The following is a 23,348-nucleotide window of genomic DNA, read 5'->3' on the forward strand; positions in this document are numbered from 1 at the left end:
CAGGCCGAACGGATGGCGCTGCAGGATGTTCTGTGGCTCGGCCGTCACCACGTGCAGATCCCGAGCCGGACCAGGCGCGAGCTGGCCAGAGACTTTGATCTGGCCGACCACCTCGGCTACCCGGACCGCTTCATGGCGCTGCTGGGCCGCTTGTGGCACCTGGACAACGATCCACTTGGCGGGTGGACCACGACGACCACCAGCCTGCGCAGCCAGATCGAGCGCCACGTGATCCGGTTCCCAGATGACTGGACGACCGAGCACTTCTTCGAGCAGCTCGGTGCCTTCGAAGCTCCGCACCCATGGGTGGGTCCGGATCCCGGCCAAGCTTCCGGTAGCGAGAGCTCCGCATGGCTGTACGACATCAATGTCTTCGAGCCATTCAGGCGCCTCGGGTATGCCTCAGCCATCCTTGCGGCCGCTGAGGCACTCGTCGCCGGCGAGGGCAAGACGGCGTTGGGCTTGAATATTGTAGGGGACAACGAGGCAGCGATTGCCTTGTACCACCGCAATGGCTACGAAGTGGCGTCGATGTCCATGTGTAAGAGCATCTAGCGCATCCGACACTGCCCTGTCGTTGCATACCGCCCGGTTGCTGCGCCAAGCGGCCAGGGTGGTCACATGGCTGAACGTGTGCGGGTCCGGGGGATTGATGACTGCGAGGGCAGGCGGTTACTGCGGACCATCCGCAGAGGCACCGGTTCGGTGGTTTCAGGCTTTCACTCGGGCCGGCGGGTGGTTGGGATGCCAAGGGTGACAGGGGTCCGGCTTTCCCCAAGAAGGCGCATGCCTCGTGAACGAGGGCCTCGCCGGTTACACCAGCCGCGTAACGGCCCTTCTGGATGGCTGGTCTCGATCGCGCATCCCTTCCGCGGCGATGTGAGTCCTACCCCGGCAGGGGGATCGGCCGGAGAGCGCCGCTCCACGGGCCACACGACGACGTCCGCCCCGGCGTCCGAATCCCAAAGAGCCCAGTGCGCCGTCGATCTCGGCGGGGGAGGAGGTGATCAGGATGCCGTTGCCGGACTGGCGGACGTCCAGGTGCTGCATCCCCCCGGACGGAGTGGAAGGCGGTGCCGAACCACTCCGTCGGCTGCCCGCCCTTCCCGCATTCGCTGGCGGGTTCGAACCGGTGCGCCTTGGCGGGATCTGCCCGCGGAGTACGGTCCGTGGCAGACGGTCTATGGGCTTTTCCGTCGCTGGCAACGCGATGGTGTCTGGTCGGCGGTGTTGACCGGGTTGCAGGCTCGGGCGGATGCCGAGGGCCTGATCACGTGGGACGTGAAGTGAGCGGGTTTGGGGGGTGGGTCGGGGTGTGTGAGGTGGGGGCTGTGTGCCCTGGGGTGAGCGTGGCTGGGTTTGTTGGGGGTAGCTCTAGCGTGTAAAGGATCGGCTGGCGTTTGTGCTGGTCAGGGCCTTTTGTGTTGGTGGGGGTTAACGGTGTCGGGGGTGGTGGTGGGTTCGGCGTGGTGGTTGCACGGCGTCGAGGGTGGTGTTGGCGATGCGTTCGGTGCCGTCGACCCACCCCCGGAAGGGGACGCAGGGATCGGGGGTCCGGGAGCGGTCGGGACTGCTTCCGTCGAGACGCGTCTATTGCCATGGCGGTGTGGGGGATCCGTCCGGATCCAGGCCATGCGGCCACTGCCACTCGGACGGATCGAGCAGTTGTGCATCGGCGAGCTCGCGGTAGACGCGTCCTGCGCTCTCGTGGTTGCCGGCTGTCTCCCGCGTCTTCGCCATCTCTATCAGGGCGAAGAATGGCAGGAAGGCGGGGGCTTGCCATGCCAGGGCTTCGGCAGCTTCGGGATCGCCGGCCCGTTCCTTCAACAACGCCCAGAAGACCAGGGCCCTTGAGTCCCCGGCATCGACGGCCTGCTGAAGGAGGCTCTCTGCCTCTGCTCGATCGCCGGCCGCCTCCCGCAGCCGTGCCAAATGAACGAGTGCTTGCGCTTCTCCGGCGTCGGCGGGTTTTTTGAGGAGCTCTTCGGCGGCCGCGAGGTCCGCGGCCTCCTCCCGCTGCCGCACCACACGGAGCAGACTGTTCAGTTCCCCAGCGGCGGCGGCTTGGAGAGACACCTCCTCGGCGTATTTCGGATGACCGAATTCCACCAGGCTTTCGGCTAGACCGAACAGCTTCTCGCCAGCTCCGCGGTCGATGAGCTCCTGCACGAATGCTTCGGCCGCTTCGCGTCCCTTGCTCCGGCGGCCTCTATGCCACAGCCACAGGCGTTGGAGAGCCTCGATGTTGCCAGCGTCGGCGGCCTGCTGATACAGCACATTCGCACCCTCGTGATCGCCCTTCCGCTGCCGTAGTTCGGCAAGTATCACTGTGCCAAGGATGTGACCAGCATCGTGGGCCTGGCGGGCCAGCTCTTCGGCACCGTCGCCATCTCCCGCCCGCTTCCGCAGACGCGCCAGCAGAGCCTTGCTTGGGATGTGGCCCGCGTCAGCGGCATGGCGGGCCAAGAACTCCGCTCCCGAGCGGTCCCAGACCTCGTCCCTCTGCATCGCCAGACGTCCCAGGACTACGGCGCTGGTGGCGGCGGCCCGTCGAGCCATGGCGTTGGCGCCTTCGTGGTCCCCGCCCTGCACCCGCAGCAGCGCCAGCTGGGCCATGCCCTCGCCGTCACCGAGGTGAGCGGCCTTCAGATAGAACGTCTTTGCGGTCTCGGTGTCCGCGTTCCGCTCACTGAGCTGGCCCAAGTGAGTCAGTGCGGCCGCGCTTCCGAGACCGGCTGCTTGGTGAAGGAGATGGTGGGCCCACTGCATCCGATGCAGTGACTCGGCGGCTCTGGACAAGGCATACAGATCGCTCGCGTGTCTGAGGTGGGTGTGAGCGGAGACCCAGAAGGCCCCGGGCGGGCAGAGTCGCCTTCGAGCGGTTCGGCCGTGTTGTTCGAGGTAGTCGGCGAGGCGGAACACGGGTCCGGTCGAGAGACCGGCGGCTTGAACCGGGGCGGAGGGCGATGCCCCGGGTGGGCAGCGTTCCGGACGGGGAGCGGCTCGGCGCAGGGCGGCCTGTCGGCCGTGGACAGGTTTGGCGAGCTCGGCGTAGGCGGCTTCGGCCCAGTCTTCGGTGAGTTCGTCGTAGTCGGTATCGGCGAGGTAGCCAATGGCGGCATCGGTGAGGAAGGCCTGCGGAAGGTGGAGGCCGATGCTGAGGCGGCGGGCGTCCATGGCCACCTCGAGGAGTGCGCGGGCGGCTGGGCTGCCGTGTTCGTAGGTGTGTAGAAGCGCGGGGGCGCCGGCCAGATCCTGCGTCACCTGACCGTGGATTGATGCCCGGGTGAGTGCTTCGGCCAGCTGCAGGTCGCCCCTGCGGGCCAGCTCGGCGGTAGCGCGCAGAGCCTCGGCATCGAAGGAGGAAGGTACGTGGAGCGTGCGGCCGGCGAGTAGTTCGCGCACCCGGCTATGAGGGTCTGGCGCATCCGTGGCAGGCAGGGCCTGATATTGGCGCTCATACTCAGGCCACAACGTGCCAAGGACCAGAACGGGCGCGCGCTCCGGGGCGGTAAGCAGCGCGTGTACGGCGGCGGCGATGCGTTCGCCGCACTGTGGATCACCGAGATAGTGCTGGGCTTCGTTCAGCCATACCACTGTGTGCGGCGCGACCTGGCTGAGGGAATCTAGGGCGGCGTCGGCCCGGCTCGGATCGAAAGGGTGCCACAGTCGCCACCCGTGGGCTGCGAGAGGTTGCACAGCCTCCCAGCAGGCCCGGGTCTTGCCCGTGGAGGACGATCCCACCAGGACGAGCATCCGGCCGTGGCCGGCGGCAGCGTCGCGCACGGCATCGGCGAGGACCTGGTCGTGGGCGCGCGCAACGTAGCCGGGCAGCACCCGCTGGTGGCGGGCACCGACCCCGCCCGTCACCGAGGTCCCAGCGGGGTGAACCTCCAAGTCGTGGGGATCCCACTCGCTGATCGGCCGTCCGGGCTCCTGGTGCTCAGTACCAATCTCACCCGCCGCGGCCCGGCGCAGCATCAGGAGTTCCCGCTCCGGCAGGCCCAGCGCCCGGGCCAAGGCAGCGACGGTCGCGGCCGATGGCACCGGCCCGCCAGCGCTCAATGCCTGCGAGGTCGTTGTACGCCCCAGCTTGGCTCGAGCACTGAGTTCGGTGACGTTCAGCCCGGCCACAGCCTGCCCATCGGCCAACATCGTGCGCAGCCGGGACAGGGCCTCCTCTAGTTCACCGTGCGCTGGGTTCGGCATCGGCCCCCGCTTCCTCGTGTTCGCCGGTGTCCATCTTCGTTCGGGCGAACCACGGCGAACAGCGATTCCGACAGTTTGGTCAGGCAGCGCCTTCCAACCAAGGAGTCCACCGTGCACCAGCTCGTCGTCCTGCTTGCCGCCGCCGTTGTCTTCATGTTTGCGCTTCTGACGGCCGCCGCCGCAGGCACCCTCGCGAGGCTCGACGGCGCCACCTATCCAACCGCCCTGACGCGGGCAGCCGCGACCTTCGCTGCAGTTCTTACCCTGGCCGCCGCCACGGCCACCGTCCTGGCTCAGTTCCTTGCGTGAGCAATCCCGCCCGCACATCGACCTCCGGGAGGAAGGCCTGTCCTCCACCACGGTGGGCCGTCTCGTGGACGCGACCTGCGCTCCCTGACGACACCGCCCTCCATACCGGCCGCGCCCGCGTCCCGCGTGAGGGTCTCCCCGGCGGCGGCCCGTTCCCGTTCCACCACCATGCCCGCCGTCGCGGCTCCCGGGCAGCCGGCCCCGGCAGAAGCCGCGATCCCTGCCCACCGGCAGCAGGCCGGACCGAGCAAGGGCGCGGGGCGTACGCGGTGACGGCGTCGGCTCCCACACCCGGACGGCGGGGCGGCCGGGTGCGCGCGGACCGGGTATGGGCGGCCTGGTCGCTGTCGGGCCGGGACCGGATCGCTGCCCGGGGGCCGGCGCGCTGCTCGCGGCCGCGTGGCGGGCGGGCCACCTCGGGGTGGTGCAGGCGGACTTCGTCCTGACGGTGCTGGGCGGCACGGCCGCCGTGGCCACCTCGTACCGGGGCGCCGTGTACCGGCCGGGGCCTGCCCGGTCTCCGGCGGGGCCGTTGGTGCGGCCTTCGGAGGAGGTACAGCGGCACGCGGCCCGCGAGGCGGGTGCCGAGCCCGGCGCCTGACCGGGGGAGAACTGCGAGGAAGGGGGAGGCGGATGGTGATGACGGGCAGGCAGCGCCGGGCCGGTGGCAGTGCGCTGGCGGGGACGGTGCTGGCCGCGACGGGCTGGTGGGCGCAGTGGTCCGGGTACGAGGTCGTGGGCGTGGCCTTGACTGTGCTGGCCGGGGGCGTGGTGCTGGGCGGTGCGTGGCGCTCGGGCGCCCTGCACCTTCCGCAGGCCGCCGAGCCGGCGCCGGACACCCCCACGCCGCCGTCCTCGGCGCGGGCCAAGGCGAACCAGGAGCGGTCGATGCGGCTGCTGAAGGCGATCGACGAAGCCGCCGACGACGGGCTCGGGCAGGGCGGGGAGCTGTCGGAGGTCGAGCGGATCGTCCTCTACGGCGTCGCCGAACTCCCCGGCCGGGAGTACCCGCCGCCCGGCCACGGCTATCCGCGTACCTGACCCGGACGCCGGGCCGTTCCAGAATTTGGAAGGGCCCCTGGAAAGCCGCTGCGCCCCGTCCGGACCTTGGTGGTCGCGGGTGCCATCGCCGTGGCCCTGCGAGCCCGTGCGGCTGCATTCACGCCGAGTGCAACGCGGTGAGGAGTGTTGGCTGGACGCGACATTCTGCAGGTGGCCGCGTCACTTGTTTGTCAGTGAGCTTCTTCGAGTTGGCCACCGATCGGGTGATGGGCCGTGAAGCGAAACGAGCGAGGCCCCCGGGCTGTTGATCGAGATGTCTGACGTCTCAATTACGTTGCTCGGGGGGACTCGTTGGTCGTCCATCCTGCCGCAATCGACCTGTCGCATGCGCTCGTGGAGTGGGTCGCCATGCTGGTTGTCACTCGTGAGGGCGACCGGCGCTGCAAGCTCCGTCCGTCCCAGCGGGCGATGGTGGCACTGGTGTACCTGCGCGAGCACACCACTTTGGCGAAGATCGCCGCCGGGTTCGGGATCAGCGAGTCCACCGCCCATGCCTATATCAGCGCGGTCGTCGACCTGCTCGCCGCGCGTGCGCCGGGTCTGCTGAGGACGCTGCGCGAGCATGATCCCGACTTCGTCCTGCTCGACGGAACCCTCGCCGAGTGCGACCGGGTCGGCGACGGCAGGGCCGACTACTCCCACAAGCACCGGCCACGGCGTGAACGTGCAGGTCGTCACCGATCCCGGCGGCCGGCTGCTGTGGCTCTCGCCCGCCCTGCCGGGCCGCACTCACGACCTGACCGCCGCCCGCACCCACCGGATCATCCGGATCTGCGAGCGCCAGGGCGTTCCCATTCTGGCCGATCTCGCCTACCAAGGTGGCGGGCCGTGGCTGGCGACCGGCATCAAACGCAGGCCCCTGCAGGAACTCACTCCCACTGAGAAGACCCTCAACCGGGCGCTGGCCGCAGCACGAGCGCCCGTTGAACGCGGTGTCGCGATCCTGAAGTCCTGGCGGATCTTCCGCAGGTCCCGGTGCAGCCCCAACCGCATGACGTCAATCGTCAAGGCCGTCCTCACGTTGGAGCGGCAGCGCTGAAGAAGCTCAGTGAGCGCTTCGGCTGGCGATAACCGCCGCATGAAGCGCTCACGCGGAACCGAAGCCCTGGGGTCAGTCCTGATCTTGGGTGTACTGGGCCGCGTACCAACTGGAGTCGATGGCGGGGTTGCGCAGCGCCCCCCAAAATCGGTCGTCAGGTATCGGTGGCAGTGGCTGATTGCCCAGGTCCGCATGCAGATCCGCACGCCAGTCGAGAGTGAAGTGACTCCGGGTCTCCGCGCTCTCGCACACGGATCTGTAGGGGGACCCCCAGAGCCCGAGGGCTATCTTCTCGGCGGCCCACCTGCGAGTGACGTCTCGGCCGGTGTCGGCCTGTGCGAGCACCGCGCGGAGTCGCAAGGCGAGCGGGCCGGTTTGGTCCGGCCGCGGTAGGGCCACACCACGCTCCCACGCGTCCAGGGCTGTCTTGACCTCCGGGTAGTTGTTCAGCCCCGTTTCGACCGCCAGTCTGCGCAGCTGCTTCCGCGCGGCCTCAACCACCTGCTCATACGGCAGGACTGCGATCAGTGCACCGAGTTCCTCATGTCCGTCCAGGTGGCTCACGTGGAGGAGGTCGGTGGGACTGTGGGACAGGTCCAGCTCTGGCAGCTGCTCATCCGGTGCGGGAAGGGGCTCGTCGGCACTGCACTGCGGCCTGGCAGGCAGAGGCGCCTCCCAGAACAGCCGGCCGTTGAAGGTGACGACACCAGCCTCCTGGCCGCGCTCAAGCGTGTCGGCCAGTTTGGCCAGATACCCACCCAGCGAGTCGGCCTGCCCAAATCTGGTGCCGGTCTCGTCGAAGAACCGTCCGATCGCACCGAAGGAGTCCCGCTCAGTACGGCAATCCATCAGAAGACCGTCCGACGTCACGTCGTAAGAACCGAACTTCACGTAGTCGTGAAGCCAGTAGCCCTCGGTCTCCCCGTCGAGGCCCTGGTGGATGCCGCGCATGAAGCCGGTGTCCCCAAGGATTCCGCTCACTCCGAGCAGCCGGTCGCCCGTACTGAACCGGAAAGCCTCAGGTCCCTCCAGCGCACCGTTGTGCCGTTGGAGTGAAGCGACCAGGTCCGGAGGAAAGGTGACCCCCAGTTCCTGTTGCGCTGCTGCGATCTCCTCGTCTCCTGCGGGCGGCCGAAGCGTGGCAAAAGTGCGGGGCGCGTGCTCGCGCAGCCACGCGTCGATGCGAGTCCATGAGTCCTGGACCAGGTCTGATGTCATAGGGCCGACCTTAGAGCCAGCGGCTGACAACAGCTTGATCGTCGCTCACCGGCCTTGCCGCCGGGTTGGCGTTCAGGCCGGCAAGCTCGAGTGGACCCTTGTCCCGGCTCACCAAGCTGCTGGCACCGGACGCTGCAGCCGCCCACTCGACACTGAAGCGCTCAGTCGCATTCACCCGATCGGTGGCCAACTCGAAGAAGCTCAGTGACTCCAAGAACCCCGAAGGCCCCGCCTTCCGCACCACCACCACCACCACCGGCGCCGTCACCGTCTTCGTGGGCGCCGCCGCCGGGGGGCATATCGGGCGCTGATGGAGCGGTCACGGAGGAACCGGAGGTGTTTCCCGAGAAAACCTGCCCACCGGGGGCAACCACACAGCCTGCCCGGGTGTCGTACATCCCTGGCGCGTACATGTGAATTGCTTTGGAGGGCAAGTGAGAACGAAGAAGACGGCGAAGGTTGCTGCCACTGTTGCGGCTGGGGTCGCGTTGGTGATGACGACCCCTGGTGCCTCCCAGGCGGCGGACAGCGGCCCCTTGTACATCAAGAACGCACACAGCAACAAGTGCCTGGAGATCGAGAACTCCAGCAAGGTCAACGGGGCCAATGCCCAGCAGTGGAGTTGTGTGGGGCAGTCGGGCGCCAAGTGGAAGTTCCGCTCCCTCGGCAACGGCGAGTACCTGATCATCAACGTGAACAGCGGGAAGTGCCTGGAGGTCGAGAACGGATGGCGGCACCTGGGCGCCCCGATCCAGCAGTGGACCTGCAACGCGAGCCTCGGCCATCAAAAGTGGACGATCATCCAGGACATCGGATCCGGCGGGGACTTCTGGCTCGGGAATGTGGGCACCGGCTACATAGCCGAGGTCGAGAACTCCTGGACGCACGACGGCGCCCCCGTACAGCAGTGGTCGACGAACTTGGACTCCAGCACAGCGCGGGGACAGCTGTGGTACACGATGAACGCCTGACCTGAGGTCTCCCGTCGCAGTCGGCGCAGTGATCCTGCGCTGTGCGGCCATGGAGCGGTGATACACCGCCTTGAAGTGTTGCCGCCCCGGCCTGCTCTGGGGCGGCACACCACCTGGTACGACAACACGGTCCCGCCCGATCAAGCGGCCGTCACCTCCTACGCCCCCGCCAAGACTCCGTATGCCCGCCTTCCACTCCTCGCCGGCCCCGGTGTCCTGGCTCAGACGCCGGCCGCACAGTAGGTCGCGGATAGCCGGAAGGAGCCGCGCCACCGCAGTGAGCATCGCCGTGCGCTTCGGCTCCGCGGCCCGCTCCGGCAGTGGCGCCTTCGACCCCAGCGCCGCCATCCGGTTCGGGCCGGTGGTTTCGGGAACCGGGCGCTCCGCTGCCTGGGCGGGCGTCAGGATGAGCGGATGACTGAGGAATGGGCCGGGCGGCGGGTGTACGGGGCGGAGCCGGAGCAGGGGGGCCGGTGGAGGGGCGGGCGTACGTCGAGCTGGTGGGCGGCCCGTTGGACGGGTTGCTCCTGGACGTGACGGGGTGGGCGCCGCAAGAGGTGGTGGACGGCGCCCTGCTGATGTCGGATCACGGGGCGTTCGGCCCGGGTGGCCGGTCCGACTACGAGCCGGCCGGCCCGGACACCGGCCCCGTGGGCGCTGCGAATCTGCGGATTGTTGTCACTGACGGGAGCGGTTCGTTGTCACGGACGGCGGAGAGGCGTTTGTACTGGTGGCGGGCCTGCCAGAGGCGGGTTGGTGTCAGGTTGCTGCGGTTTTTCCAGTGACAGGTAATGACGTTCTTGCTGGACAGGCTGCTGCAGATTCCCATGCTCCCTATCGGGCCCAGTCGATGCCGAGTGCGGCGAGAGCTGCGAGCTGGGCCGGGTCGAGTCGGTCGCGGCGTTGTTTCTGGTTGGCGATCCAGATGCCGGTGCGGTGCTGACTGCCGTCGGGGAGCTGCTCGACGTGGGCCCGCCCCGGCATGGCGCCGCCCTCGCGTTCCAGGTACTGGGCGAGGGCCTGAACGCCCGTCTGGAACGCTGCGGTGCCCCGCCTGACATGGTGGCCCCACGCGTCTTCGCGGGCGTTGTACGGGGCCGTGAGGAGGGTTTCACGCCCAGCTCGGCGAGCCGCTCGCGCTGTTTGCCGTCCAGCAGGTCCCAGTCCCGGCGTTGGGTGGTGAGCCAGCCTCCGACGTCCTCGCCGTGCAGGGTGACCCCGGGCACGATGTCGCCGAGCCGGGCGCCGCCCGCGAGGAGCTGGGTGAGGTAGGCGTGGTGGCGTTGCCAGTCCACCGTCCACCCGTTCTCGCGTGGGTTCCAGTCCGGATCGACGGCCGCGAGTTCCTCCGCCCGCCGGCGGGCGCGGTCGGCGTCCTTCCCGAGTCCGCCGGAGCGCCGGATGTTCGTGAGCCACTGCCCGAGCGCCCGGTCCAGGGCGGTCGCGTGCCGCGGGGCGGCAGGGGTCCCGTGGAGTTCGTAGTACGCCCGCGCGGCGGCGAGGTTCTCGGCGAAGCCGGCGTCGGCGGTGTCCCAGACGATCCCCAGCTCCTCCAGCTCGGCCGCGTGCTTCCCGGTCATCTGCCCGGCCCGGTACGCGCGGCGCTGGTCGGAGAGCCAGCGTCCGAGCGGGTACGCGCCCTCGGTGTGTTCGTAGGGGACGTCCAGGTGCTCCTCGCGCTGCCGGTAGCGGTAGGCGGCCTCGGCGCCCCGACGCCAGTCCTGCCGCTCGGTGTTGATGACGGTGTAGCTGATCCACTTCGCGATATGGACAGGGTCGCGGGGGGCCGCGAACCGGAGCAGCAGCCGGCCTTCCTCTTCACCCTCGGCGGGCTCCGGACCGACCGGAAGCGACGGGTCGACGACGCGTTTCTGGTTCTCCTGTGGAATGGCGAGCATTTCCACAGCCTTTTCATCGTGTGCCCGAAGGCCTTCCAATACCCGGATCAGCGGGCGGTACGAGTTCGAGGAAAGCATGTCTTCCGGCTTCTCATTCTCGGCCAAGAACACCGGAACGATCAGCGTCGCCATCTTGCCCTGACCGGGTTGCTGGCGCAGGGCCCGGCCGATCGCCTGGACGATGTCCACGGCCGATCTCTTCGGGTCGATCAGGGCCACCGAGTCGGTCGCCCGGATGTCGACGCCCTCACCGAGGACCCGGCAGTTCGACAGCACGGCGCGCCCGGCCCGGCGCCCGAAGTCGGAGAGCACGGACTGCCGGTGGGCGCCCTCGTGTTCCCCGCACAGCCACCCCGCCCACACCCGCTCGGGGTGCCGCTCCGGGTCCACGGCGTGGAGCCGGGCCGCGACCCGGGGCAGCCCGGCCGCGAAAGCCTCCGCCTCGACCGTGCGGTGGTGGAAGGTGATCGTGGTCCGGAGTCCGTGGGCGGCCATGGTCTCCAGCAACGCGGTCTGCGTCGCCGCGAGCCGCTGACCGCGCAGCCGCTCTTCGTACCGCTCCTCGCTCACGAGCCGGGCCGGGGTCACGACGGGGTCGGTCAGCTCGGCGACGACGATCTGATACTTCGCCAGCAACCCCCGGGAGATCGCCGATGCCAGCGACAGCTCGTAGACGACGGGCCCGAACACCTTCTCGTCGTCCATCGAGCAGGCCAGCTCACGTGGCAGCCGGTTCCACGCCCGCCGCGTCCGACCTGACGTCTCCTCGTCCACGACGGCCACCTGCGCCTCGTACAGCTCCTGCTCCGCCCGCGAACGCGGCGGCCGTTCCTTCCAGATCCGGGGCGTCGCGGTCATGTAGAGCCGGCGCATCGCCGCGATGACCTCCTGGTGGTGGATGTCCGCCCACGCCTTCCCCGCCGACCCCGACGTCCGGTGCGCCTCGTCGACGACCACCAGGTCGAAGACGTCCATCGGCAGCCCGTACGCGCCCTCGTGGGCTTCGGCCAGGACCGGCAGGGAGGCGTAGGTGGCGTAAACGGTGACAGGACCCCGCCCGTGCCACAGCCCGAGCTGCGGCGCCGACGTTGTCGCTCGCACACCCAGGGCCCACAGGGCGGGGTCGTCCTCCAGCGAGCACACCGCGACCGCGGGCCTGGTATGGCCGGCGCTCCGCCATTCCCGGGCCGCCTGCGTCTGATGATGTGCGCGTGTTTGTCAGTGGATTCTCGGCGTCGAGGTGTCAGCGGCTGGTCTGGGCGTTGTACCTGGTCAGGGATGAGTGGGCAGCGCTTCTGTCACTGACAGGTCTTGCCGATTCTGTACTGACGGTTTTGACGTAGTGCCTGGTCAGATCAGTGCACATTGGCAGGCACGAAGACGGTGGACCTGCCGGCCGCCAGCCTGGGTTTGTTGTTCAACGACGGTGTGCGTGAGGTCCAGGTCTTCGAGCGCTGAACTCCCGCCCCACCCTGCCCTGCCCGGCGCTAACGGCGTCGCCTGGATCCTCACCGACGCGCTCGCGGCCGGGGTCGGCGTGGACCAGGCCGTCGCTAGGGTCGCCGCGACTACGGCGTCCGATCCCGCCCCAGCCCCGGCTGCCGATCCGGCGCCCCGCTCCGGGGCTGGCCGGCGCCCTGGTCCCCGCTCCCGCTCCCGGCATCGCACCCGTTCCTGCTGTCGCCCTCGGCGCTGCGCCTGCCGCGCCGCCGGTGCGGGAAGCCGCCGGCCTGTGGGCGCCGTCCGCGCGCGTGGGCGCGAAGTGTTCCGTCCCTCCTTCTCGCTGGTGCCGGCAGGGGGCAGGGGAGCGTCGGTGAGCGGTGCGACCCGGATTTTGGGCAGGCAGTCCTGCGTATCGTGGGGCCGTCAGAGATGGTTCGCTCCATGGTGCCGGCCGTTGTCAGATGGTCACTCCGGACGCCCGCACGTGCGCGATGTCTCCATTCTCGTAGTCGAGTTCGATCCTCACCACGTCCATGAGCCGGTGACCGTCCTTGTCCGTGAACGGCACGGGGTGCGGTTGTGGGTCTGTGCACGCGTCGGCGCCCGTGCAATCCCGGGAAAGCTCGGTGTCCGGATATGAGGACCGCAGCCACGCCTCGGTGGCTTCCCGGGGCGCACGGAAGTCCAATCGGTATTCGGTGCTCATCCACGTGCCCGCAGTGCACTGGCGGTCGTGTGTTCCGTCGGGCAGGCGGGCGGCCCGGAGGGCGTGGGAGGCTTCGTCGCAGGGCACGCCCAGGGTGCCGGTGACACCTGAGACCAGCTGGTACGCGTACCAGCCGCCTGTTGCCAACACGGTGGCCGCGGCTGCCGCGAGGGCGGCCCCGAGCCATTTTGCGTTGCGTCGACGTCGTCTGGACATAGATGAACCCCCTGGTCATGGATGCTTGAACATGTTCAATGACGTAGCTCGGTGATCTTCGGTTCCCTTTGGCTGCGTGCGATCTCTCGGTTTCGTGACAGTGGGGTGAGAGACAGCGATGGTTGTGCGTTGGTGCTGGTCGGGGTCTGTTTTCGGGGCAGGTGCGATCTCTCGGGTTCGGGACAGTGGTTTGAGAGACAGTGAGTCTCGGTGTGTTGATGCTGGTCAGTGACTGTTTTGTGGTGTGGTGTCGCTGTCTTTCATGTGAGAGATCGATGGGGGATCGCTGTCCTGGGCGTTTATCGCAGCTGGGGTGATGCTGTCTCAGTTTCGTGAGTTCTTGTCCATGGGCCGGGCCGGAGCCGGTGTGATGGGTGGGTGGATGAGGGAGCGCAGCCACCAGGCTTGGAAGGCTCGGGCGCCGTGTTGCCGGCTGTGTCGGTTCGGGCGTTGCGGGGACCGGCGGTACGCCGGTTGCTGGCTCTGCGCCGGGAAGGGGAGTTGACCACCCAACACGTGAGGGCTATGGCGGCGACGTTGGGTGTGCGGGAGCGTGCCGTGTGGCGGTGGCTGGCCGCCGTCGAGGAGGACGACTCCGCGGCCGGGGCTCTGGGGGAGCGGACCCGGTACTGCGGGAGGTTCATGGTCACCTCGGAGGTCCGGGCTCTGCTGGGGCTGTGGAGGGGCAACGTGGCGGCCGTGCATCGTGAGTTGACTGCTCGTGCGGCCCGGGGCGAGGGTGAACTGCCGCCGTCGATTCCGACGTTGCATCGTGCGATCCGGCGGGATCTGACGGCGGGGGAGCGGGCGGGGCTGGCCGGTGGTGAGGGCGAGGCGCGGAAGCATGATGTGTTTCTGGCCCGGCCGCGGGGTTGGCGGAATCAGGTGTGGGAGACCGATCACGTTCAGGCCCCGGTCCTGGTCGATGTCGAGGGCGATCCCGGCGGCCTTGGATCACCTGGTTCGTGGACTGCGCGACGAACGTGATCATGGGTGTGGCGCTCACGCCGGGGTATCCGTCGCGGGAGTCGGTGCTGGCCGCGCTGCGGGCGGCGGTGTTACGCGGGGAGCCTTTCGGGCCGCAGGGCGGGCTCCCGGAGAAGGTACGTGTGGACCGGGGGAAGGACTTCCTGTCGAACACGGTCGCCGCCACCGTGCCCTTGAGATGGGGGTATAGGCGGGCAGGTCCTCCACCTCCACCACCAGCGCGCCAAACGCCGGAGGGCCTGAACCGTGCCGTGGAGTCGATGTTCCTGGCGGCACTGCCCGGGTACCTCCGTCAGCCGCGCCCTGGCAGGCGCCGGACGAGACCGAAGGGCGAGGTCCTCCTCGGGTTCGAGGACTTCACCACGCGCCTGTTGGACTGGGTGGAGTGGTGGAACGCCTCCCACCATCCGAAGCCGCTGGGCGGCCGGTCCCCGCTGGAGGTGTGGCAGGCCGACCCGACGCCGGTACGGGAGGTCAGCCCGGAGGAGTTGTGGACGTTCACGCTGGAAGACGACGGCCGTGTCCGGGTGATTTCTACCCGCGGGGTGCGGTTCCGCAGACGGGACTACATAGGCCCGTGGATGAGCGGCTTGGCGGGTACGGGGGTCAGGGTGCGGTTCATGCCGCACCACGATCACCGCATCGAGGTCTTCGACGCTACGAACGGCCGCTACCTGGGCCCCGCGACCGTCGCTGACGAGGCAAGTCCGGAGCAGATCACCGCGGTCCGCACGGCGCGGGCCGCGCGCAGCCGTCGTCTGAGTAAAGATCTCGGGGCCGCGCAGCGTGAGCGCTACGCGGCGGTCACCCGGCCGGGGAAGCCGGAGCGGCTCGGCACTGTGTCCGCGGTGGAGGCCGGCGCGGAGCTTGCGGAAGCCGACTGGGCGGGCCTGTCGAGACTTGCGCTGCCGGACCTGATCCCACCGTCCGCTCCGCCGGCCGAATGGCGCACACCTCCCGGCCTCGCCGCCCGCACCCGCCACGCCACGCCTTCGGTACGGCCAGCGCTGATGAGCGGGTCGTCCCCACTGCTGCCGCCGATGCCGAAACCGCTGAGGGAGGAACGTGGTGACCGCCCCCACCTACCAGTACGTCGATCTCCCGGACGCGTCCATCGTGACCACTCGGGCGCTGCTCACCGCGCGGGAGAACATCGCCGACACGGTCGCTGCGCGGGCGATGATGTGCATCCACGGCAACGCGGGCTTCGGCAAGACCCTCGCGGTCAACACCTGCCTCCACGAGTTGGAGGACACCCGCGGTGAGGAAGTCTGCCGGGTCACCTTCCGCGCCCGGCCGACCGCCCGTGCGGTCCGCTACGAGCTCTTCGAGACGCTGCGCCTGCCCGGCGAGCCGCCCCGCCATCCCAGCGAGTTCGACCGCCTGCTGAAGACCGCCCTGACCGAGCGGCCCCGCACATTCCTTGTCGACGAGGCCCAGTGGCTCAACGGGGAGGCGTTCGAGTACTTCCGCTACCTGTGGGACGAGCCCGCCACCCAGATCGCGATCGTCTTCGTCGGCGGGGCAGGCGCCCATACCGTGCTGCGCCGCGAGCCGATGCTCTCCTCTCGGATCTTCATCTGGCAGCAGTTCACCCGCCTCACCCCTGAAGAAGTCCTCGACGTCATTCCGCTCTTCCACCCGATCTGGGAAGACTGTGACCCGGCCGACATCTCCTTCGCAGATGAACAGGCTGCCCACGGCAACTTCCGTGCCTGGGCCCAGCTCACCGCCCACACCCGCACCGCCCTGGAACGCACCGGCCGCCCACGCCCGGACCGCGACCTGCTGCGCTGGGCCTTCAGCCGCCTCGCATGACCACACCCGCCACACCCCGCCTGGCTGTTGTCCTGGACGCCGGGGACGACGCCACCTTCACCCACACCGCCCTGGCCGCCCACGCCCCGCACGCCGGCCGCATCACCCTTCACCCCACGCCCGGAACGACCAGCGACACCGCCCTGGCCGGTGACCTCCTCCTCGCCCTGGGCAAGCCGACCCATCTCCCCGGCCGCTTCCTCACGGCCGTCCGCCACTGTGGGAGGCCGCCGCCGCGTGGACGACCGGCCTGGCCGTCACCCGTCTGACGGTTCTGCGCGCCCATCTCTTCGACGAGCGCCGCCTGCAGCGCCTCCTCGAACTCCAGCGGCAGACCGATGTCCACCTCACCCTCGTTGTGCACCGCCCCCGGCTCACGGCCGCTCTCAGCCGTGCCCGCCACCCGGTACACGACCGTCGACACCCTCACCCAAGCCCGCGCTCTCTACCAGGGCGACGACGCACCGGACCGGCCACTGAATCCGGTCTCGCCGGCCGTCGGGCGCTGGATTACCCTCAACGCCCTGGACCGCCTCGTCTCCTACGACAGTCCCCGCCCTTGCACCACCACCTGCACTCCCCGGCCGATCGTCTACCAGCAGCGCCCAGGACCCGTCCCCCCGACTCCGGCCCAGGTCGTCCAGGTCACCGATCGCTTGCACACGGCGACATCCCACCCGGCCCGAGCAGCCGCTCTCGCGGCGGCCGTCGCCCTGCGGGCCTCGTTCCAGCAACTGGCCACCGCGCGCCCGGACGGCTTCGACCCCACCGACGGCACCCTCACCCTGCACGATCAGGCCCGCTACACCGACGGCTGCGCGATCTATCCCGTACCCGCCTGGGCCCGCTGCTTCCTCCATGCCGCAGCCCGCTTCGCCCACCTGACTGATGTCCCCTGGCTTCTGGCCGCTCCAGCCGACCGCCCCGCCCTCCTGCGCCTGGCCGAGAGCATCAAGATCCGCCCACCCCAGCCCCCTCCTGCTCCGGCCCGGCGAACCGAGCAGGGTGCAGTCGTCTGGGCTTGGCGCGAGCAACGCGAGGCACTGCGCTACGAACCCCTGAGATCGTCCGCACCACCGGCTACGCGAGTCCGAACTCGATGAAGTCGACCTCCCCGAACTTCACCTGCAGCGCGTCCGCTCGCCGACCCGCCGCCCGGAAGTAGACGTGACCCAGGGCCCGGCCCAGGATCACTTTGTGCTGACTGTCCGGGGCGCCGGCCTCCCAGGCGCGGAACAGCTCCCGGGCAACCTCACCCGGCACCGGCACCGTCAAAAGCCGCTGCCGCGCGTCATCCGAGCTGCCTGGACCGGCCTCGAACCCGAACCGCGCCCGGGTGTGCACCACCAGTCCCTGCCGCTCCACGGCGGCCCGGCGGCGCGCCCGCACCAGCGGCTGCCACCGCTCTCGTACCCGTGTCTCGATCACCGCCGCGTGCCGGACGGAGGGCTTGGCCCGTGCAGAGGCTTTTCGAGCGGTCCATCGCTGGACCGTCCGCTGGGACACGCCCAACTCCCGCGCCACTACCTGCTTGGAGCCCCTTGCCCACCTGAGCAGCGCGGCGAGCTGCTGCTCGGGAGTGTCTGGTACCGGCCGCGTGTACAGCAGCTTCTCCAGTTCCGACCCGATCACCTTGACCCTCCGTCCGCAGGACCAGCCGCTACAGCAGGACTCTCACGAACCAAGTGGCCGGGCGCTCGGAATACCGATCCTTCCGTCACCAGGTACTGAGATGCGCTACAGCGTCTGGTCGGGCGCCAGGCCAGCTCGGCCGCGACGAGGTTGCACCTTGACCACCGCCCGGCCTTCGCGCCAGCGGAGTGACAGCCAGGGGCTGGCATCTGCGGCTCAGGGTGACTTGCGGGGGGTGGAGGGGTGATGGAGAGAGCGCCGATTTACCTGAACCAAGGCGAGGGATAGGCCTGGTGCACGACCATGGAGAACGGGGGTGCCGCCAGCAAGGCTGCGCCTGGATCGGTGGCGGGAGACCTGAGTGCGGTTAGAAGTGCACATGGAATCGCGGGCGGGGGAACTGCGTTCGTTGCAGGGTTGGCTTCGTTTGGATCCAGCTGTTCGTGGGACGGCCGTGACCGACCTGAGGGGAAGCACTCCCCGTCCGGGAGAGATGGGCGCCACGCTCGATGTGCTGCAGTTGGTAACGGGAAACGGGTGGAGTGCAGCGTCGTTTGTACTGGCTCTGGTGGCGTGGCGGCAGACTCGGCCGCAGCGACCGCGGATAGAGATCCACCGAGGTGACAGGATCATCGTCCTGACCGATTGCTCACCCGAGGAGGTCGAACGAGCGACCCGAGCACTGGATGCTGCTTCAGACGAGGGCCAGGGCGCGTGAGTGTTCTGCCCGACCCCGGGGCCTCACGTGCGGTACTGCTGGGCACGAGCCGCTACGACCACCTCGAGCAGTTGCCCGCTGTCTCGAACAACCTGACCGCCCTCGCGGCCCTTCTGAGTGGTCCGCTGTCCCTGCGCTTGCCCGCCGCGCACGTGACCGTCGTCGAGAATCCCCACGATCCAACTGCCGTGATCGCCCCACTGCGTCAAGCAGCCGCCGAGGCCACAGACACACTGATTGTCTATTACGCTGGCCACGGCCTCGTTGACCCCCACGATGCCCTCACTCTGGCTTTGCCACACACACGGCCTGACTGGGTCGAGACCAGCCTCAACTACGACTGGTTGCGGCAAGTCCTTCTGGACTCCGGAGCACAGAGGTTCGTCGTCCTTCTGGACTGCTGCTATGCCGGCCGCGCACTTGGCAGGATGAGCGCATCCCAGAACCTGGCCGACCAGGCAGCGGTGGAAGGCACCTTCCTCCTCGCTGCCTCTGCCGAGACCAGCCCCGCTAAGGCACCGGTCGGTGACACCTACACAGCCTTCACCGGCGCCCTTCTCGACACGCTGCGCCACGGTATCTCCGGAGGGCCGCCACTGCTCGACCTGGAGACTGTCTATCGCCACCTGCGCGTGACCCTGGAGGCACGAGCACTACCTGTTCCACAGGCCAGGAACCGCAACAGTGGCGCCCAGGTGGCTCTGGGACGTAATCATGCGGATCTTCCCGACACACCAGTTGCGGTCGGCCGCGAGACAGATCACCGTCCGTGGCCTGACCCAACTTCGATCAGCACTGTCACCGGCTTCCTCACGCGCCTCGGGGCCGTGCGGGAAGTCAGCGGACTGACCCAGGAGGAGGCTAGCCGCCGCTCAGCCGGACAAATCTCCGTCGGCACTATCAGCAGACTGGTCAACCGCGACGTGCTTCCAACCACCTGGAACACAACAGCCGCCTACCTGGCCGCTTGTGGTGTTCCCAATGACCAAATTCAGCAATGGCACAGAACCTGGCTGACACTCCGCCGCAACGCAGCCGCACCAAGACAAGCGCACAGCGACGTGCGCGCTCCTGCGAGCGCTGAACCCGGCAGTGCGTGGCGACGGCTTACCGCCTTATGGCGCGATCGCGGTCACTGACCGGTGCCAGCCGGGGAAGTGGCTCCAGACGGACGAGGTTGAGGGGGCGTATTTGTATTCTCGGCATCACTCCCGACTAGTGTGTTCCAGCCGGCGATGGCCAGCAGAACGGCTACTACGATCACGCCGGTAGACGGCTTCTTCCATCTGCTAGACACAGACGAGGGTTGTACATAGTGCCGGGCCCGGTAGTAACCCTTGCGCTGCTGTGCCACAGTCCCACTCCCCCCAGCGGCAGACTGACGGACTACCCAGTCTGGCAGCAGCGCCCCGGCCGCACTGCCGAATGGCTAACCCTGTCCGGATGAGGTGATGAGGTCGTTGGGGCGTAGGGCCCTATCGGACACTGTGAGGTCTAGGGTTCCCGTGACGACGGTGTCATGGTTGGTAGAGGTTGCGGCCCAGGTGGCGGTGATGAGGGGGCCAGCTGGCGCGGAGGCGAGGATGATGACGCCGCGGGCGTCGGCATGCCCTTGGGGGCGTATGTCTCCGAGTTTGTAGGTGATAGTGGCGGAGCCGCCGTTCACGATGTTGGGCAGGGACGGGTCGGGAGCATACAAAGACCTGGCTCCTGGGAAGTCGCTCAGATTGGGGCTGATGATCATGCCCATGTTGGCTGTCACGGCTTGTTGGAACGTGGACTTGCGCCGGGCCGATCCGAATGGCGACGGACGGGTTGGCAGGCCGGTGACGGATTCGTTGCTTGCGTACGAGACGGTTCGGTAGGCGTCGACTTCGCCAGGGATGTGCAGACGGAGCTCGACGTCTTTCAGGTTCAGGTTCGTTCGGTTGGTCAGGCGCACCCTCAGAGGTGCCAGACGGGCCTGGGCTGCACGGCGGACGGCTGTCGTCAGTTGCTCCGAACACTGGGCGATGTACTGCTGTACCTGCGCCCGATAGTCATGCTCCGAACGTGGGTCTGTCTCCTCGAGGTGCCTTTAGACGAGCGCCGTCAATTCGCCGATGGTCAGGCGCGGTGCCGGGAGGTGGGCTACATCGGAGGGCTGCAGCTTCGTGCCCGCCTCGGAAGACGGGGGCGGCGCCGGCGTGGGATGAAGGGTCGCCTCGCATTGCCGCTGCTCTTCTTTGAGCCAGGCTTCCTGCGAGGCGGGGCTGCTGTCGACGGGTTGCAGCGGAGTGCCGCCAATAGCGGTCAGCTTCAGCCGCACGATCTGGAGTGGTGGCGTCTGCGGCCTTCCCTCCGGCGGGGTTGCGCGTTCATCCTGCGCTGCGGCGAGCAGAGCGTCCCACTCCCGCCTTGCCGTCTTCAGCCACGCCAGGTTGATCCTGTTGTCGCTGAGCAGCGATGGCTCGCCCGCCCATGCCGACCAGGCTGCGACGACGGCCAGCATTACCTCGCCGTCCTGTGGCACGACGAACCTCCTTGAGGGTCCGTGATGAGGGGGAGCCCAATCGCTAGCACGCTGCCCCCTGAAGAGCGCTGTACCGGCCACACCAGACTGCCGGACGACGTTCTCCAGACTGTTTAGCGAGCTGGAACGGCCGGCCACTTTGCGCGTCTGCTCGGCGCGTTCACGCAGATCTCTCAGCCGGAACCACAGCGCCTGACACCGCGGGCCCACGGTCCGCCCTGCTGACTGGTCCATCCTCGCCCCTGTCCATGTGCCGACTGCCCGCCCCTCCCGGGGCTAAGGCGACGGATGTCCATGCCTTCGTGGCCGTGACCTGCAGGGTAGCCATGCAAGTGCCCGCCCTGCCCGCAACTTGGGACAGCTGGAGGTCTCCGGCTGAAGAGTGGTTACCAACGCCGACCCCGGCGACACCAGCCGAGACGTACCGCCATGGAGGACCCAATGAAGCCCAGCCGCCGTCAGGACACATCCGCCAAGACTGCTCATGTGCGCGGTCTAGCTGACCGCTCCCTGCGACGTGCAGTCGTCCAGCAGGCCGCCCTGTCTCTCGTAGCCGCCACTGGACCAGCCCTTGTCAGCATCCTGCATGGTGGACACGTACCCACTGATCTGTTCCCCCCATGACGGTCGACCCAGTCGATCCCCACTTCCAGCCACGGGCCGGACAGGGAGTGTGCAGTTTCGCTGGTCCGCGAGTCGGCGGTCAGTGAATCTGCACAGTCGTCATGTTCCTGACCTGGTGTTATGCAGGTTGGTTGAGCGGGATTGTGGCTGGGTGGCTCACTGATTCTGCGCAGAGTCGGGGTGCGGGAACCGTCTGACCTGCGGGTTTCCTAGCTTGGGGCCTGGCTGCGCAGGTTGGTTGGGTACTGCGCAGTTTCAGCGACCGCCGACAACACATGCCGGCAGTGGGTTTGGTGACAGTGTCGGATTCCGGAGTCTAGCCCGGGTATAGATTGAAGCAGCATGTTTGGAGTGGTGGGTGAAGTGGTCAGACGTGGCAGCCCCCGTTGCGCGCAGTTTTCAGGGACCGTAAGCACAGGCTTGGAAGCAAAGTGCAGGGCACGGCTTGGGCTGATGATGTCCGCGGAGCGGGCTGGTCCTGGAGCTGGAAGGGCCTTGCGGTGGTGTGCCGGTGAGTAGGGGCCGAGCGTGGTGAGGGACGGGAGGGGTCCCAGCCGATGATGATCAAGGACGTGTATCCTGCTTGACGTCTTACGCTCGTTCAATTGGGGGGTTATTAATGAAGCGTGCCTTTAGTGCACTTTTGGTTTTCTGTTCGGTGTTGGCCTTGAGTTCCGCGACTGGGGGAGTAGCTCAGGCCGCCTATGGAGATGCCTGCTATCAGGTCCATGTTGCTGATTATGGTTGGCAGCCTTGGCAGTGTGGCTCGCGCCCGGCTGGGTCGACAGGCGAGAACAAGGCGATTGAAGCCGTCAGGATACAGATCAAGAACGGTGGAACTTTCTGCGCCGCTGCACACATCCGTAATGTTGGCTGGCAGCCGGAGGGTGGTCTCTGGTGTGTGGGAAGTGGCCAGACGGTCGAAGTTGGAACCGTGGGTCGAGGCCTTCCTTTGGAAGCAGTGATGGTGCAGGTTTCATCCAAGGAGTTGGCTGGCCAGGCCCACGTCCAGAACGTTGGCTGGATGGATGCCGTATATGGTTCTAGGATCATCATCGGTACCACTGGTCGGGGCTTGAACCTGGAAGCCATGACGCTCACACTCAGGGGATAGAAGGTCGGGGGCATTCCCCGATAGGGGCAGCCCCTCAGAGGTAAGAAGCGAGACCGGACCTTTCCGGCGGGAAGCGAAGCGCCCCGCCGGAAAGGCGGTTCCGGGGGAGCGAAGCGGACCCGGAACCAGTCCGAAGCGAAGCAGAGACCATGCCCGCCCTGGACGCTTCGCAGTCCAGGAGCATGGAGCGCAGGGGAAGGCCTCACCGACCGTGCTATGCACGGTCGGTGACCCAAGGTCAGCCCTGCAGCGCAGCGGAACCACAGCCCTGGGGGAGAAGCATGGCGCTCGGTGTTGTCGTACTCTTCGCGATCTTCGGTCTCATCGTTCTGGCCGTGTGCGTCGCCATCGCGTTCTTCAGGCCGAAGGAAGAGCGGAGCGGCTGCCTTCTCGTGTCAGGCGGTCTCTTCCTGGCGTGCGCGCTCACACTGGCCGTGTTCCTCGTTGAGGCGAACGGAACATGACCGCGATACCTCGGGGGGAGACCCCTCTCGAACTGGCCCGCCACCACGACATGACCGTCAGAATGCCGGACTGGCCCACACGGGAAGACCCCCTGCTGCCAGCCGCCCGCGAAGCGGGCTCGTCCTGAAGGCGAAGCCGGAAGGACCAAGGGTGGGAGCGAAGCGGACACCCGGAACGGGCCGCAGGCCCGGACCCCGTGAAACGGGGTCACCTCCCAAGCGAAGCGAGGGAGTACCCCGGCCCGCGAAGCGGGCCCAGCTCCGGATGGAGCGCAGCGGAACCGGAGCTAGTCCGAAGCGAAGCGCAGGACTCCGGCCCGAAGGGCCGGCCATGGTCCGCGAAGCGGACCCCGCCGAGCGCAGCGTAGGCGCTGTCTCTTATACAAATCAGACGCTGCCGACGATTCC

The 23,348-nt window shown here is 68.1% G+C and carries 22 protein-coding genes and 2 pseudogenes; 16 read left to right on the top strand and 8 right to left on the bottom strand.

The genetic code is table 11. The annotated features are described in order from the left end of the window. Both ACFWBN_RS37370 and ACFWBN_RS37375 read left to right on the top strand, forming a co-directional pair. Window positions 1-555 (top strand): GNAT family N-acetyltransferase (locus tag ACFWBN_RS37370; protein ID WP_385185529.1); only part of this gene is annotated, 555 nt, incomplete at its 5' end. A gap of 555 nt (window positions 556-1,110) precedes the next feature. Continuing rightward, window positions 1,111-1,186 (top strand): annotated as a pseudogene (locus tag ACFWBN_RS37375) (transposase); the annotation flags it as partial. Window positions 1,187-1,590: 404 nt separating this feature from the next. Here ACFWBN_RS37375 and ACFWBN_RS37380 read toward each other — a convergent pair. Continuing rightward, window positions 1,591-4,209 (bottom strand): tetratricopeptide repeat protein, encoded by a 2,619-nt coding sequence (locus tag ACFWBN_RS37380; protein WP_385185532.1) that lies wholly within the window; start codon window positions 4,207-4,209, stop codon window positions 1,591-1,593. Between the two features lie 111 nt (window positions 4,210-4,320). On the opposite strand from ACFWBN_RS37380, the gene ACFWBN_RS37385 reads away from it, so the two are divergent. From ACFWBN_RS37385 to ACFWBN_RS37400, 4 genes and pseudogenes are all read left to right on the top strand, one after another. Beyond that, on the top strand, window positions 4,321-4,518 hold the full coding sequence (locus ACFWBN_RS37385) for a hypothetical protein (RefSeq protein ID WP_385185535.1): 198 nt from the start codon (window positions 4,321-4,323) through the stop codon (window positions 4,516-4,518). Window positions 4,519-4,846: 328 nt separating this feature from the next. Beyond that, window positions 4,847-5,119 carry a hypothetical protein gene (locus ACFWBN_RS37390; RefSeq protein WP_385185538.1) on the top strand — a complete coding sequence of 91 codons (273 nt, stop codon included), beginning with the start codon at window positions 4,847-4,849 and terminating at the stop codon, window positions 5,117-5,119. A gap of 38 nt (window positions 5,120-5,157) precedes the next feature. Then, window positions 5,158-5,559: a hypothetical protein gene (locus ACFWBN_RS37395; protein WP_385185541.1), complete on the top strand. Its 402-nt coding sequence runs from the start codon at window positions 5,158-5,160 to the stop codon at window positions 5,557-5,559. Between the two features lie 312 nt (window positions 5,560-5,871). Then, window positions 5,872-6,619: pseudogene (locus tag ACFWBN_RS37400) on the top strand (transposase family protein). 72 nt (window positions 6,620-6,691) lie between these two features. Here the strand turns inward: ACFWBN_RS37400 and ACFWBN_RS37405 are convergent. Then, on the bottom strand, window positions 6,692-7,837 hold the full coding sequence (locus ACFWBN_RS37405) for an SMI1/KNR4 family protein (RefSeq protein WP_385185544.1): 1,146 nt from the start codon (window positions 7,835-7,837) through the stop codon (window positions 6,692-6,694). A gap of 182 nt (window positions 7,838-8,019) precedes the next feature. Here ACFWBN_RS37405 and ACFWBN_RS37410 point away from each other — a divergent pair, with 182 nt between their 5' ends. The 3 genes from ACFWBN_RS37410 (at window position 8,020) to ACFWBN_RS37420 (ending at window position 9,226) form a co-directional block, all read left to right on the top strand. Next, window positions 8,020-8,148, top strand: a complete 129-nt coding sequence (locus tag ACFWBN_RS37410) for a hypothetical protein (RefSeq protein ID WP_385185546.1) — start codon at window positions 8,020-8,022, stop codon at window positions 8,146-8,148. 183 nt (window positions 8,149-8,331) lie between these two features. Next, window positions 8,332-8,808 carry an RICIN domain-containing protein gene (locus ACFWBN_RS37415; RefSeq protein WP_385185549.1) on the top strand — a complete coding sequence of 159 codons (477 nt, stop codon included), beginning with the start codon at window positions 8,332-8,334 and terminating at the stop codon, window positions 8,806-8,808. Window positions 8,809-9,085: 277 nt separating this feature from the next. After that, window positions 9,086-9,226, top strand: a complete 141-nt coding sequence (locus tag ACFWBN_RS37420; protein WP_385185552.1) for a hypothetical protein — start codon at window positions 9,086-9,088, stop codon at window positions 9,224-9,226. Between the two features lie 283 nt (window positions 9,227-9,509). Here ACFWBN_RS37420 and ACFWBN_RS37425 read toward each other — a convergent pair whose 3' ends face one another. The 3 genes from ACFWBN_RS37425 to ACFWBN_RS37435 all read right to left on the bottom strand — a co-directional run bounded on the left by ACFWBN_RS37425 (window position 9,510) and on the right by ACFWBN_RS37435 (window position 14,560). Next, on the bottom strand, window positions 9,510-11,807 hold the full coding sequence (locus ACFWBN_RS37425) for a Helicase associated domain protein (protein ID WP_385185555.1): 2,298 nt from the start codon (window positions 11,805-11,807) through the stop codon (window positions 9,510-9,512). A gap of 799 nt (window positions 11,808-12,606) precedes the next feature. Continuing rightward, window positions 12,607-13,071: a hypothetical protein gene (locus ACFWBN_RS37430; RefSeq protein WP_385185558.1), complete on the bottom strand. Its 465-nt coding sequence runs from the start codon at window positions 13,069-13,071 to the stop codon at window positions 12,607-12,609. Window positions 13,072-14,350: 1,279 nt separating this feature from the next. Further along, window positions 14,351-14,560 carry a hypothetical protein gene (locus tag ACFWBN_RS37435; RefSeq protein WP_385185587.1) on the bottom strand — a complete coding sequence of 70 codons (210 nt, stop codon included), beginning with the start codon at window positions 14,558-14,560 and terminating at the stop codon, window positions 14,351-14,353. Between the two features lie 566 nt (window positions 14,561-15,126). Here ACFWBN_RS37435 and ACFWBN_RS37440 point away from each other — a divergent pair. The 3 genes from ACFWBN_RS37440 to ACFWBN_RS37450 all read left to right on the top strand — a co-directional run bounded on the left by ACFWBN_RS37440 (window position 15,127) and on the right by ACFWBN_RS37450 (window position 16,979). Beyond that, the gene (locus ACFWBN_RS37440; protein WP_385185560.1) at window positions 15,127-15,876 is read left to right on the top strand and encodes an AAA family ATPase; all 750 of its coding nucleotides are present in this window, start codon (window positions 15,127-15,129) and stop codon (window positions 15,874-15,876) included. Next, the gene (locus ACFWBN_RS37445) at window positions 15,873-16,145 is read left to right on the top strand and encodes a hypothetical protein (RefSeq protein WP_385185563.1); all 273 of its coding nucleotides are present in this window, start codon (window positions 15,873-15,875) and stop codon (window positions 16,143-16,145) included. Before ACFWBN_RS37440 ends, ACFWBN_RS37445 begins: the two co-directional genes overlap by 4 nt. A 123-nt stretch (window positions 16,146-16,268) precedes the next feature. Next, window positions 16,269-16,979, top strand: coding sequence for a hypothetical protein (locus ACFWBN_RS37450; RefSeq protein ID WP_385185566.1), 711 nt, complete (start codon window positions 16,269-16,271; stop codon window positions 16,977-16,979). Here ACFWBN_RS37450 and tpg read toward each other — a convergent pair. Next, on the bottom strand, window positions 16,957-17,508 hold the full coding sequence (gene tpg / locus ACFWBN_RS37455; protein ID WP_385185568.1) for a telomere-protecting terminal protein Tpg: 552 nt from the start codon (window positions 17,506-17,508) through the stop codon (window positions 16,957-16,959). The two genes, ACFWBN_RS37450 and tpg, sit on opposite strands and share 23 nt — an antisense overlap. Window positions 17,509-17,887: 379 nt before the next feature. Between tpg and ACFWBN_RS37460 the strand changes: the two genes are divergently transcribed. Then, window positions 17,888-18,226 carry a hypothetical protein gene (locus ACFWBN_RS37460; RefSeq protein WP_385185571.1) on the top strand — a complete coding sequence of 113 codons (339 nt, stop codon included), beginning with the start codon at window positions 17,888-17,890 and terminating at the stop codon, window positions 18,224-18,226. After that, the gene (locus ACFWBN_RS37465; RefSeq protein WP_385185574.1) at window positions 18,223-19,365 is read left to right on the top strand and encodes a caspase family protein; all 1,143 of its coding nucleotides are present in this window, start codon (window positions 18,223-18,225) and stop codon (window positions 19,363-19,365) included. Before ACFWBN_RS37460 ends, ACFWBN_RS37465 begins: the two co-directional genes overlap by 4 nt. Window positions 19,366-19,655: 290 nt before the next feature. Here the strand turns inward: ACFWBN_RS37465 and ACFWBN_RS37470 are convergent, their stop codons facing one another. Both ACFWBN_RS37470 and ACFWBN_RS37475 read right to left on the bottom strand, forming a co-directional pair. Continuing rightward, a complete protein-coding gene (locus ACFWBN_RS37470; RefSeq protein ID WP_385185577.1) occupies window positions 19,656-20,168 on the bottom strand; it encodes a hypothetical protein in 513 nt (170 codons plus the stop codon). A gap of 135 nt (window positions 20,169-20,303) precedes the next feature. Further along, the gene (locus ACFWBN_RS37475) at window positions 20,304-20,738 is read right to left on the bottom strand and encodes a hypothetical protein (RefSeq protein ID WP_385185579.1); all 435 of its coding nucleotides are present in this window, start codon (window positions 20,736-20,738) and stop codon (window positions 20,304-20,306) included. Between the two features lie 1,243 nt (window positions 20,739-21,981). Here ACFWBN_RS37475 and ACFWBN_RS37480 point away from each other — a divergent pair. Continuing rightward, entirely contained in the window at window positions 21,982-22,476 is a 495-nt protein-coding gene (locus ACFWBN_RS37480; RefSeq protein ID WP_385185582.1) for a hypothetical protein, read from the top strand. Between the two features lie 281 nt (window positions 22,477-22,757). Continuing rightward, entirely contained in the window at window positions 22,758-22,940 is a 183-nt protein-coding gene (locus ACFWBN_RS37485) for a hypothetical protein (protein WP_385185585.1), read from the top strand. The last annotated feature ends 408 nt before the right edge of the window (window positions 22,941-23,348 follow it).

The sequence above is a fragment of the Streptomyces sp. NPDC059989 genome (assembly GCF_042736975.1).
Lineage (GTDB): Bacteria > Actinomycetota > Actinomycetes > Streptomycetales > Streptomycetaceae > Streptomyces.